The 12,174-nt window shown below is 63.1% G+C and carries 12 protein-coding genes; 1 reads left to right on the top strand and 11 read right to left on the bottom strand.

What is annotated here, in order from left to right:
* Positions 1-21: 21 nt before the first annotated feature.
* From KXD97_RS26940 to KXD97_RS26975, 8 genes are all read right to left on the bottom strand, one after another.
* Positions 22-807, bottom strand: coding sequence for an enoyl-CoA hydratase/isomerase family protein (locus KXD97_RS26940; RefSeq protein WP_260753870.1), 786 nt, complete (start codon positions 805-807; stop codon positions 22-24).
* Positions 807-1,556, bottom strand: coding sequence for an enoyl-CoA hydratase-related protein (locus tag KXD97_RS26945; protein ID WP_260753871.1), 750 nt, complete (start codon positions 1,554-1,556; stop codon positions 807-809). Before KXD97_RS26945 ends, KXD97_RS26940 begins: the two co-directional genes overlap by 1 nt.
* Complete coding sequence (locus tag KXD97_RS26950) at positions 1,553-2,695, bottom strand: acyl-CoA dehydrogenase family protein (protein ID WP_260753872.1); 1,143 nt, start codon at positions 2,693-2,695, stop codon at positions 1,553-1,555. The genes KXD97_RS26945 and KXD97_RS26950 overlap by 4 nt, the downstream gene beginning before the upstream one ends.
* A 5-nt stretch (positions 2,696-2,700) precedes the next feature.
* Positions 2,701-3,981, bottom strand: coding sequence for a MaoC family dehydratase N-terminal domain-containing protein (locus tag KXD97_RS26955; protein WP_260753873.1), 1,281 nt, complete (start codon positions 3,979-3,981; stop codon positions 2,701-2,703).
* 7 nt (positions 3,982-3,988) lie between these two features.
* Positions 3,989-4,846: a mycofactocin-coupled SDR family oxidoreductase gene (locus KXD97_RS26960; protein WP_260753874.1), complete on the bottom strand. Its 858-nt coding sequence runs from the start codon at positions 4,844-4,846 to the stop codon at positions 3,989-3,991.
* Positions 4,846-5,652, bottom strand: coding sequence for a crotonase/enoyl-CoA hydratase family protein (locus KXD97_RS26965; protein WP_260753876.1), 807 nt, complete (start codon positions 5,650-5,652; stop codon positions 4,846-4,848). Before KXD97_RS26965 ends, KXD97_RS26960 begins: the two co-directional genes overlap by 1 nt.
* Positions 5,649-6,806 carry a thiolase family protein gene (locus KXD97_RS26970; protein ID WP_260753877.1) on the bottom strand — a complete coding sequence of 386 codons (1,158 nt, stop codon included), beginning with the start codon at positions 6,804-6,806 and terminating at the stop codon, positions 5,649-5,651. Before KXD97_RS26970 ends, KXD97_RS26965 begins: the two co-directional genes overlap by 4 nt.
* A gap of 62 nt (positions 6,807-6,868) precedes the next feature.
* Positions 6,869-8,362 (bottom strand): class I adenylate-forming enzyme family protein, encoded by a 1,494-nt coding sequence (locus tag KXD97_RS26975; protein ID WP_260753878.1) that lies wholly within the window; start codon positions 8,360-8,362, stop codon positions 6,869-6,871.
* 96 nt (positions 8,363-8,458) lie between these two features.
* Between KXD97_RS26975 and KXD97_RS26980 the strand changes: the two genes are divergently transcribed.
* Positions 8,459-9,448 (top strand): acyl-CoA dehydrogenase family protein, encoded by a 990-nt coding sequence (locus KXD97_RS26980; RefSeq protein ID WP_260753879.1) that lies wholly within the window; start codon positions 8,459-8,461, stop codon positions 9,446-9,448.
* A 68-nt stretch (positions 9,449-9,516) separates the two neighbouring features.
* Here KXD97_RS26980 and KXD97_RS26985 read toward each other — a convergent pair whose 3' ends face one another.
* The 3 genes from KXD97_RS26985 to KXD97_RS26995 are packed head-to-tail and all read right to left on the bottom strand — an operon-like array spanning position 9,517 to position 12,151.
* Entirely contained in the window at positions 9,517-10,284 is a 768-nt protein-coding gene (locus KXD97_RS26985) for an SDR family oxidoreductase (protein WP_260758169.1), read from the bottom strand.
* Positions 10,285-10,331: 47 nt separating this feature from the next.
* Positions 10,332-10,634, bottom strand: coding sequence for a hypothetical protein (locus KXD97_RS26990; protein ID WP_260753881.1), 303 nt, complete (start codon positions 10,632-10,634; stop codon positions 10,332-10,334).
* Complete coding sequence (locus KXD97_RS26995; RefSeq protein WP_260753882.1) at positions 10,631-12,151, bottom strand: class I adenylate-forming enzyme family protein; 1,521 nt, start codon at positions 12,149-12,151, stop codon at positions 10,631-10,633. The genes KXD97_RS26990 and KXD97_RS26995 overlap by 4 nt, the downstream gene beginning before the upstream one ends.
* Positions 12,152-12,174 lie beyond the last annotated feature (23 nt).

A 12,174-nucleotide genomic window follows, 5' to 3' on the forward strand; every position in this document is an offset into this window, starting at 1 on the left:
GGACATACCGGTCGGGGATCCCTATCTAAACCTTGTCGGCCGCTTGACGGCCTTGTGATCGGGTTTGCCCGCACCTGCATTGCCTATATGAGTGTAAGACAGGCCGTGGCGCGCTGCGACACTCGGCGGCAAATCGCGCGCCTCCCACATTGCGCGAACAGTACCCTGGATCCCTTCAGGTCGACGGCTCGCGATCTCTGCAGCCAACTCAGCTGCCCTGGAACGTAGCTCGCCATCGGGAACCACCTCGGTCACCAAGCCGATCCGCAGTGCGGTGTCTGCACGGAGTCGCTCCTCATTGCCCATCAGGGCCCAGCGCATCACTTCCCCGTAGGGAACACCGAGTGCCAGCATCCCCATCGGTTCGAGTGCCGAGACAATGCCTGCATTGGCATGGGGGTCGAAGAACTGGGCCGACTCTGCGCAGATCGAGAAGTCGCATTCGTTGACGAAATACATTGCGCCTCCGGCGATGATTCCGTGCAGGGCCGCGATCACCGGTTTCCAGACCAGATGAGCCTTGGGACCGAGCATGGTTCCTGGATCTTCGTGGTTGAAGATCGGTTGGTCGAACCACCACGCGCCCTTGGAAACATCGATGCCGGTACAGAACGCGCGATCTCCGTTGGCTTGCAGCACCGCCACCCGGATATCAGCGTCCTCGCGAACGCGCGTCCAGACACGAACAAGTTCGCCGGCCATCTGCTCGTCGAAACTGTTCATCTGAGCAGGCCGGTTGAGGCTGACGGTCGCGACGTGGTTGGCGACCTCAAACTCGATGGTGGTCAGGTCGTCCAATGGGTCCATCAGGTGCTCCTTCGATCTCTTGCCGCATCGCGGTACGCAGCCACCGCATTGCGGAACTCCGGTGTCCCGGCCAGGTCCGTCTGGCCGGTCAGTTCAATTGACTGGACCTCTTCCAACGCGGACATGGTGCCGGCCCGCATGGCACGCTTGATCCACTGTAGGGAGGGGCCGGACGTCGCATTCAGCGCAGAGACCACTGAAGCAAGTTCCAGCTCGAATTTCCCATCTTCAGCCAGGTGCGTGATCATCCCCCACGCGTAGGCATCGGCGGCCGAGATCTTCTCGGCAAGCATCGCCATGCGGGTGGCCCGAGGTCGACCGATCGCCGCGGACAACAGGGCGGATGTTCCACCGTCTGGCATCAAACCGACTCTGCTGAAAGCCAACTGGAAGTACGCAGACTCGGCCACCACCGTGAGATCGCAGGACAGGGCGATCGGGCATCCGACCCCGGCTGCGGCGCCGTGCACTGCGGCGATGACGGGCTTAGGTGATTCGATGATCGCCCGCACTACATCGTTGGCGAGTTCGCCGGCCCCTCCGGTGTTCTTGCCGGACAGATCACCTCCCGAGCAGAACGCCCGTCCCGCACCACCGATCACGATTACTGACGTCAGATCCTCAGCGGCCGCATCGAGGAGTCGTTTCAGCTCAGCCAGCATCGGCGCGTTGACCGCGTTCAGTTTCTCCGGCCGGTCAAGGACGATATGCAGAACCCGGCCCTCTCTGCGGGCCGAGATCCCATTCACAGTCCCAGATCGCGGCCGATGATGTCCTTCATGATCTCGGTGGTCCCGCCGAAGATGGTCTGGATACGGCCATCGCAATACTCTCGCGCGACCCGGTACTCCATCATGAATCCGTACCCACCATGCAGCTGAACACAATTGTCGATGACGCGCTTCGCCATCTCGGTGCACCACCATTTGGCCTTGGCGGCCTCAACGGCTGTCAAATCCCCGTCTACGACCGCCTGCAGGCACCGGTCGATGTACTGCTCACCGATCTCCAGTTCGGTGTCCATTTCGGCCAGCAGGAATCGATTGTGCTGGAAGCTACCGATGGGCTGACCGAAAGCCTTTCGGTCCTTGGCGTACTGCAGTGTCTGCCGCCATGTTTCGCGTGCGCTGGCCACGGCACCGATCGCGATCGACAACCGCTCCGAGGGCAGGTTGTGCATCAGATGGTAGAAACCACGACCCACCTGACCGAGGATGTTGGCATTCGGGACCCGAACGTTGTCGAAGTTCAGCTCGGCGGTGTCCTGGGCGTGCAAACCCATCTTGTCGAGTTTGCGGCCACGAGTGAAGCCAGGCATATCGCGTTCGACCACCAACAGCGTGAACCCTTTGTGGCCCGCCTCGGGATCGGTGCGGGCCACCACGACCACCAGATCGCTGTTGAAGCCGGCCGAAATGAATGTCTTGGCGCCGTTCAGGAGCCAATCATCTCCATCACGGACCGCAGATGTCCTGATACCGGCCAGATCGCTGCCCGCACCTGGTTCGGTCATAGCCACCGCCACGATCAGCTCGCCACTGACGATGCCCGGCATCCAACGTGCCTTCTGCTCGTCGTTGGCCAACGATTTGAAGTACGGGCCTACCACGTCGTTCTGCAAGGAGAGCGCGGGAGCCGGCAGGCCGCTCTTGGACACCTCTTCGACGATCACGGCGTTGAACCGGAAGTCCTCTGATCCTCCGCCCCCGTACTCCTCAGGCATGTTGAAGCCGATGAGGCCGTACTTTCCGGCCGCCACATAAGCGGATCGATCGACCAACCGGTCCTGCTCCCACTGCTCCGCATGCGGGGCAACCTCCCGCTCCAGGAACTGCCGTGCGGTTTCGCGCAGCGCCTCGTGTTCTTCGTCGAAAACTGTTCTCTTCATCTCAATCACTCCCCGTGGATTCGGCGCATCTCTGCGCCCACCTGGCCGGCTATTCTGGATACGATGCCGGCACCTCGCCGGCGGAGGTCCTCATCTGGCGCCGGGAGGACCACGGCGCCACGTTGCCGCGACGGAAGCAGCACCTTCGCGGTACCACGAACGGTGTTCTCATCGCGTTGCGTGGTACCCAAGACGTCGAGCGAAATGACGTCTTCTGGAGTTTCACTCTTCTGGACGACGGTGGCTGTCATGCGGTGAATGTCGCCGTGGTAGTTGAATCCACGCAATTGCAGATCCAGCTCGGCCAGCCAACCGTCGTCGCCCACCCAGTTGGTGAGTAGATGCGATGCCCACGCCGCACGCATCTGCCCATAGTCGTACGGTGCGGGAATGCCGAGGGCCTGTGCCCGCGCCGCGTCCCAGTGCAGACGCTGCACCACATCCGGCACACCATACTCATCGGGCTGATAGAACGCAGGCATCCGCTTACGCAGCTGGTGCGCATACTTCAGCGGCCCGACGCCGTAACCGCCCCAGCCCCAACCCATATGCATGCTGATGACATCGACGACGGTAAGCGGTCCCTTCATCACTGCAGGCACGGCATCGCCGACGTTGACATCCTCCCACCACTGAGGTTCGGCGCCGCGGCGCACTTCCTCGTCATAGCCCTGCTCGACCTCGGCGAGTGACTCCTCGGTCCAGTGCTGCCGCTCGATATGGGAGTACTTCCCGGACTTCTTGGAGCCCTGACGCTCGGCGTTGATGTACGACTCGTCACGAGTGGCGAGCGGCGTGCCGTCGACGTCGACGTACAGGTAGCGGAAGGTCTCCTTGACCGACCGACCGCCGGAGAACTCGCTCTCCTTCACCTGAACGTCGAGGGTGTAGTTCTCTGCCAGCACCAGACGATCGGCGTACAGCGGCTTGTACAGCGTCCACTTCACGCCGGCGTAGTACTTTCCTGTCCCCCGAAACAGGCCGCGGAACAGCTTCTTTCGCTCTGGATCGGTGAACCGCGGCGTCTGATCGAGACCGGTCGAGATGGGGAAGGTCGGTGGAGCGATCTGACCGTGCCACCGTGTGTTGGCTCCGTACTGCGGATCGTGAAACAGTGGATTGTCATCACCGCACCCGAAGGCGAAGTGACTGATGCCGTCGGCGCTGGGCAACCGGTGCCACGCCTCATCGCGCTGATTGACCGGAATCCCGATCTGTGCACGCGCCCGTTCGATGTCCTCGTCGGTGATCCGTCCTTCGACTGCGGCGCTTTCGGTGCTCGTCATACCCGCCTCAGAACTTCAGCATCGCGCCGGCATCAACCCTGAACTGGCTGCCGGTGAGGTAGCGCGACTCGTCGGAGGCCAAGAAGCACACGACATTCGAGATGTCCTCGGGTTCCACGTACGGCACCGGCATCGCCTGCATCGCCGGGAACGCCGGCAAGGCGTCTTCGCGGGTCGGGTTCTCCAGATCAGGGCGGAACTGCCGGTACATCGGGTCACTGTTGAGCATCGGGGTGTTGACGTTCGTCGGATGCACGACGTTGACCCTGATGGATTCCGGTGCAAGGACAGCGGCCAATTGCGTGGTGTAGGTATCCACCATCTGCTTGGCCAGGTTGTAACCGGCGCCGCCCGGTCCTGAGGGCCCGGCCGCTGCCATAGGAGGCATCTTCGCGGCAATCAGTCCGGCCACCGATCCGGTCGTGATGATCGAGGCCCCCGACTTGAGGTAGGGCAACGCTGCATGAATTGCGTTGACGACGCCCAGAAAATCCACGTCGAAGGCATCGGCGAACGCGCCCCGCGGCAGACCGGCACCCAGCGGGCAGATCCCAGCATTGGCAACGACCACATCGAGTCGGCCATCGAACTCTGCCACCGCGCCGGCGAGCGCGGCGGTGACGGCGGCCTTGTCGCGCACATCGACCTCAGCGGTGACAGCGCGCCGCCCGGTCTTCTCCACCTCCAGCCCTGCCTCGTTGAGATCGAGGGGGGTAGCCAGCGGGTACTCGTTGGTCTCGATGTCCTGACAGATATCGAAGAGGATGATGTCGGCGCCCTCCTCAGCGAGTTTTACTGCGTGACTACGTCCCTGCCCGCGCGCGGCGCCGGTAACCAGAACAACTTTGTCCTGCACTCTTCCCATCAACGTGCCTTCCAGATCGGGGCCCGCTTCTCGGCAAAAGCCCGCGGACCTTCCATTGCATCCTCACTGCTCAACAGCGTGCCGAACTCGGATTCGGTGCGGTCCCAATCGGGCTCCTCCCGGGCGATCACACCCGCATCGACCCCCTGGGCCACCCGCTTGCTGGCCCATACCGACAGCGGTGCGTTCGCAGTGATGCGCTCGGCGAGTGCTAGGGCTGCGGTCAGTGCGGTGCCATCGGGCACGACCTGATTGATCAGTCCCCAGTTCTTGGCATCGGTCGCGGTGATCGGGTCGCCGGTGACGATCAGCTCCATGGCGACCTTACGCGGCAATTGGTCGACCAGCCGGAAGACTCCGCCGGCGCCGGCGATCAATCCGCGTTTCACCTCGGGAAGGCCCAGCACTGCGCTCTCCTCCGCGACCACCAGGTCGCTGGCCAGCACGAGTTCGGAACCGCCGCCCAATGCGGTGCCATTGACCGCCGCGATGGTCGGCTTGTCGACGTGATGCCGGACGTAACCGGCAAAACCCCATTCCGGATGCACCGGATGCATCAAGTTCTCACCACGACCGATGGCCTTCAGATCCGCGCCGGCACAGAACGATTTGTCGCCGGCTCCGGTGATGACGATGGCGCGCACATCCGGGTCGTCCTGGGCGGATTGCAATGCGTCTCCGACGGCAGCGCTCACCGCGCCGTTGACGGCGTTGCGTGCCTCGGGTCGGTTGATTGTGATGACGAGGACGTTTCCGCGACGCTCGGTCAGGGCAGCTGGGGCGGCCTGATTCTCCACGGTGGTCACAGCAACTCCAGAATGGTCGCGTTGGCCTGGCCGCCGCCCTCACACATGGTTTGCAGTCCATACTGAATTCCATTGTCGCGCATGTGATGCAGCATGGTGGTCATGATACGGGCGCCGGACCCCCCGAGCGGGTGGCCCAGCGCGATGGCGCCACCATTGGGATTGAGCCTTTTCTCGTCGGCGCCGATGTCTTTCAACCAGGCCAGCGGCACTGGCGCGAAAGCCTCGTTGACCTCGAAGACGCCGATATCGTCAACCGACAGCCCAGATCGCTTGAGCGCCTTCTGTGTCGCCGGTATGGGCGCGGTCAACATGATCACCGGGTCGGCGCCGGCCAGAGTCGCAGTATGTACCCGCGCGATCGGCCTGATCCCCAGAGACTTTGCCTTATCCGCGCTCACGAACAGCAGAGCGGCCGAGCCGTCCGAGATCTGGCTGGAGTTACCGGCGTGGATGACGCCGTTCTCCCGAAAGGCGGACTTGAGCTGTGCCATCTTCTCGATGGGGGTACCCCGGCGAATGCCTTCATCCTTGGTGATCGCGATGTCATTGCCGTCCGCGTCCTTGGTTTTGATACCGACGATCTGGCCATCGAAGACACCGGAATCCTGTGCTGCCGCGGCCTTCTCGTGCGAGTCCAAAGAGAATTGGTCCAGCATGGTGCGATCGAAACCCCATTGCTGAGAGATCATCTCGGCACCGATGCCCTGATTTGGCGCCACGCCGTACCGCGTCATGAAGCTGTCGGGGAAGGGGTTGCCGCCCGACGCGGTCGACGCCCCCATCGGGACTCGCGACATTGCTTCCACGCCGCCGGCGACCACGACATCATAGTGCCCGGCCGCCACACCTGCCGCCGCGAAGTGCACGGATTGCTGGCTGGATCCGCACTGGCGATCCACCGTGACACCGGGAACGGTTTCGGGCCAACCTGCTGCCAGCAGGGCGGTACGCGCGATGTCGAGGGCCTGTTCGCCGACCTGCTGGACGCATCCCCAGATCACGTCGTCCACCAGCCCCGGATCGATGCCCGCCCGCTCTACCAGCCCGTTGAGCACCTGGGCCGACAGCTCAGCGGGATGCACCCCGGACAATCCTCCGTTACGTTTGCCGATCGGGGACCGTACTGCCTCGACAATGACCGCTTCTGCCATGGACGTCTCCTCCATTTTGTTCAAGGGGTTTGCTGCGAGCACCGGGTCGGGCCGCAGGACGATCAGTTTCGTAGTTCCTCGATGATTTTTGTCAGTCCGCGACGATCGACTTTCAGCGCTGCTCCACGCGGCAACTGATCTACGATGTACACCTCGGCCGGCACTTCGTATGAGGTCAGCATCAACCGACAGTGCTCGCGGAGTTCCTGTGGTTCGGCATGTGCGCTCGTCCTGAGTTCGACTGCAGCGATCGGAATCTGACCGAGTCGTTCATCTGGCACGCCCAGTACGGCGGCATCCGCCACAGCTTCGTGCCGTCGAAGTGCGGCACTGACAGTGTCTGGCGCCACCTTGAAGCCACCTCGGATGATCACGTCGTCGGCACGACCGTCGATGTACAGGAATCCGTCGGCGTCGATGCGGGCCAGATCACTGGTGGTTATCCATTGTCCGTTGACAGAACCCGCCTGTGCGGTGGCGACCTGTAGCCTCCCTGGATTCCCCGGGCCGAGCTCGCACCCGTCATCATCGACAGCCCGCAGCATTACACCGGGGAAAGCCTTTCCCACGCTGCCGCGCTTATCTTTCCAGTGCGCTCGAAAGTCGGGTAGGTTCCATCCGGCGACCGCTCCGGAGAATTCCGTGGCGCCGTACACGACGAGAATCGGGATGCCGAAGCGTTCGAGAAAAGCGTCGATCAGGTCCGGCGATACCGGACTGGTGCCGGCATTGATGGCGCGAACACTGGACAAATCCTCTCGAGTGATCTCGGAGTCGAGCACCGAGCGGATCGCCGCCGGCGGCAAGCCGACCAGTTTCGGACGGTGTTCACGCACCACCTCGATCCAGGTGTCTACCGAGAAGCGTTCCGCCATAACCATCGGCCGAGCGGTGGTGAGTGCTTGCAAGACACCCCAAAGCCCGCCGATATGCACGATCGGAATGATGACCAGAGCCACTGCGCCACTGAACGGCGCACGGTCACGACCATCTGACCGGTCATGGTGACTCAGCGCCGCCGACAATGAGGACTCCAACTGGCACCTGGTCAACGGTATCCGCTTTGGGGCACCCGTTGTGCCTGAGGTCAGCATCTCGATCTGCACTTCAGAGGTGGCCTCCCCCGCCACCGTCGCACCGCGACTGCACTCCACGACCTGGTCGTCATCGACACTCCAGGACGACGCGTTCAGCGCCACCACCGCTTCGGTGAATCCGCGGTCCTCGAAGCTCGCTGCCGGCCCGAGGACATACCCGACGCCGGTTGCCGACAGATCCGCGGCCAGCCTCTCGCTGGGCTGCATCGGATTCAGCGTTACCAATATCCAGCCATCCACGATCGCCGACACCAGAGCGGCGACGGATTCCGGCCGATTGCCCAACACCACGGCAACCCGTGCCCCGCGGCCGGCACCAGCCTGCGCGAGCGTCGCACCAATGCTCTCAGAGAGGCTCCTGATGTACCCCCAGGAATACCAGGCGCCCTTGAACTGAAGGACTTTGGCACCTTCATCGGCAGTCCACAGGTGTTTGAGCGCATCATCAAGTGTTGTCATCGCGGCTTCCCGAATCGACGGATGCGGCTGAGCCGCAGCAAACCTTCCCCTGAACGTAGTAGACATGGTTTACTAGGTCAACCTACAAGGAGGTAGATGTTGTCGCTCTCACCAGAGCAACGTGAACTGGCTCGCGCAGAGCAGACGTGGCTCGAACAACACGACCCGGTCGATCGAATCCGGGCTTGCATCGACACCGCGCCCATCACGGTCGATCCACGGGCAGCAGAGCACGCGGAGACCTCGGGCCTCCTTTCGCTACTGACCCCGGACGGTGGCGGCGAACATTGCGACCTTGCGGTGCTCACCGAGGCCCACGGTCGGGCGGCCAGTTCGCTTCCCATCGCCGACGTAGCTATCGCTCAGTGGCTGCTTGCCACAGCGCAGCAGCACAGCGGTGCGGACAGCCTGCCCGACGATGAACTCATCGGTGTCGCCCTGCTCCGGCCGACCGGACCCACTCCGGTACCTATGGCAGCCGACATGACGGCGCTGATGCTGGTCGGCCACGACGAATCCGGCGACTACGCAGCGGTCCTGCGCGATTCGATTCTGCAGCCGATGTCCACCTTGGATCTCTCGCGGTCGTGGGCACGGATCGAACAGGAAGCAGCCGACCATCAACGAGTCTCCTTGCCGGACGGAACCGCCGACCTGGTGGCCGATGCGCTGGCGCTGCACCGAGCGTGGGATGCTCTCGGAGCAGCAAGCCGTCTGTTCGAGATGACGGTCACCTATGCGGGTCAACGTAAGCAGTTCGGCGCTCTCATCGGTTCGTTCCAGGCAGTCAAGCACCACTGCGCGAACATGGCGATCGCCGTCGAAGCTTCTCGTGCTGTGCTGTGGTCGGCGTCGCAGGCGATCGATTCCACAACAGCAGCTGATTCCCGCAAGCAGATCGTCAGCTCTGCAGTCGCCTACGCGAAGAATGCAGCGTCCGACGTCGCGAGCACGGCTCTGCAGGTGCACGGCGGAATCGGGTTCACCTGGGAACACGACCTGCACCTGTTTCTGCGTCGGATCAAGGTGGATCGCGCGATGAACGGGACCGTGGAAAGTCACAGGGCCGCTCTGGTCCCGGTCTGACGATCGGACATGCCGAAAGGGAGCCTGCGGGATTTTTCCGCAGGCTCCCTTTCGTCGTGGTCAGTGCGTTACTTGGGCGCAAAACGCTGGGCACCGTCCAACCGCAGGACTTCTCCGTTGACATAGCCATTTTGCAGCAAAAACGCTGCGGCATCGGCGAATTCGGCAGGCTCGCCCAGCCGTTTCGGATACGGGACTGCCGATGTCAGCTTGGTCAGCATCTCTTCACCGACGGACTCCATGATGGGCGTACGCATCGTGCCCGGCGCAATCGTGTTCACCCGCACACCGACAGAACTGAGATCCCGCGCGGCGGTCAGTGTCAGGCCGATCACTCCGGCCTTGGCAGCGCTGTAGGACGACTGGCCGATCTGGCCCTCGAATCCGGCGATCGACGCCGTCATCACCACGGCCCCGCGCTCACCATCAGGCAGTGGCTCCCCTTTCGCGATCCGTGCAGCCGACAACCGCAACACGTTGTAGGTGCCGTTCAGGTACAGGTCCACAGTCTTGGTGAACCCTGCAAAGTCGGCTGGGGATCCGTCGCGCCCGACGATGCGTTGGTTGACCCCGAAACCACCGTGAGCGATCACCGCGTAGCGGAACTGGCCGAGCCCTGATGCCGCATCAAGCGCGGCGGTGACGCTGACTTCGTCGGTGACGTCGGTGCGGGCGAATACCGCTCCTTCGCCCAGTTCATCAGCCAGAGCCCGGCCCGCGTCTTCGGAGAGATCCGCGATCACCACGCCGATGCCGTCGGCATGCAGACGCCGCACGGTGGCGGCCCCCAGTCCGCCGGCTCCGCCACTGACGATGGCTGAGGAAGTTGTTGTCATTGAGAGTCCCTTCGATATGGCCACGGAATAGGCCGAGGTTCGATGTGTCAATCGCTGGCAGGCAGCGGCTTGGCTTCTTTGAGGACGAGCGGAACGTCCCCGATGGACAGCGAGCCTGCGCCGGCCTTGGTCACCAGCACCTCAGCCCCGGATTCGTCGACGTAGCGCTTACCCATGAATGTCCCGGACGCATGGTCGGCGGCAACCGCCAGACCGGCAGCAACAGGTTCGCCGACAGGCACCATCGGCGATCCACCTGCCTGCAAGCCGTCAAGGGCGTCGGTACTGCGTACGACAATGACCTGGGTATCACAGACTTGGCTCTGCAATCGTGTGCCGTTCTTGATCATGCTGACTCCTTGCTCGCATTCAATTCGGTGACAAGTTCGCGCCGTAGCACCTTCCCGGTCGCATTGGTGGGCAACTCGTCGCGGAAGACCACCCGGTCCGGCGTGCGCGACCCACGTAACCGGCCACGCACGTATTCCCGGAGGTCGCCTGGCTCCGGCTCACAACCCGGTTCCGGCACGACGACGGCGACCGTGACCTGCCCCCATTCGGCATCGTCGACGCCGACCACAGCGCAATCGCGGACGTACGGGTGTTCGACCAGGACATCCTCGATCTCCGCGGGCGCGATGTTCTCGCCGCCGCGGATGATCGTGTCGTCGGAGCGGCCGCCGATGTACAGGTAACCATCGTCATCCAACATCGCGACATCTTTGGTGGGAAACCATCCGTCGGCATCGAGGACCGATCCGATGCCGGTGTAGCGGCCAGAAACCTGTGGTCCGCGCACGAAGAGTTCCCCGGTGACGTTGGGACCCAAGCGACTTCCGTCTTCAGCACGAATCTGCACTTCGATGCCGGGGACCGGCAGCCCGACGGAACCCAGCCTGCGCAACATCGACTCATCGGCCGCGGCGGCCAAGGCAGATCGGTGGTCCTCCGGCGTCAACACGGAGATGGTCGAACTCGTCTCGGTGAGACCGTAGGCGTTGACAAAGCCGACCTGCGGGAGCAGCTCGAGCGCTTTGCGCACCAGGGGGAGCGCCACCTTGGCACCACCATAGGCGAGGGTGCGCAGTGTGGGCAATGTGGCCGCCGAGGACTCCAGTGCGTTCACGATGCGATCGAGCATCGTGGGGACCACCGTTGCCGATGTGACCTGCTCGTCGTTGATCAATCTGATCCACTCTTCGGCATCGAAGTTGGTCAGGTATACGATCGTTCGTCCCGCGTAGATGTTGGACATGGCGGCGCCGATACCTGCCACGTGGTAGGGCGGAACACAGACGAGTGCGGCGTCTCCAGGTTCTGCGGACGCGAAATCGACGGTCCCCATTACGTAGCTGGTGAGATTGTTGTGGGTCAGTTCCACAGCCTTGGGCGATGACGTGGTGCCGGAGGTGAACAACACCACGGCTACCGAATCCGGATCCGCGAAGATCGGAATCTCTTCTGTCGGCTCCGCACATCGTGCGGCCGCCAGAAACTCGGAGACCATCTTGACCCGGTCGCCCGCCCCGCCCAGATCACCCAGCAGATCCCGGTATTCGTCGTCCACGACAACCAGCGGTTCGGGCAGCCGGGCAATGAGTGCCTGCAATCCGTCTGCGGACAGCCGGTAGTTCAATGGCGTCACCGGCACAGCAGCCCGCGCAGAAGCGAACAACAGCGTCGGTAGCATCGTGCCACCCGCCCCGATGTAGGCCACATGTCCGGCACCGGATGCGGCGATGACGCGCGCACCCCCGTCGACCGTGGCGCTCAACTCGGACGTGGTGAGCCGGACGTCTCCCGAAACCACGGCCACCCGGTCCGGTGCCGCCGATGCGGCCATCTCCAACAGCAACGAAACACTCATGTCTTACTCCGGTTGACGGTGGA

The organism is Mycobacterium sp. SMC-8, assembly GCF_025263565.1.
Lineage (GTDB): Bacteria > Actinomycetota > Actinomycetes > Mycobacteriales > Mycobacteriaceae > Mycobacterium.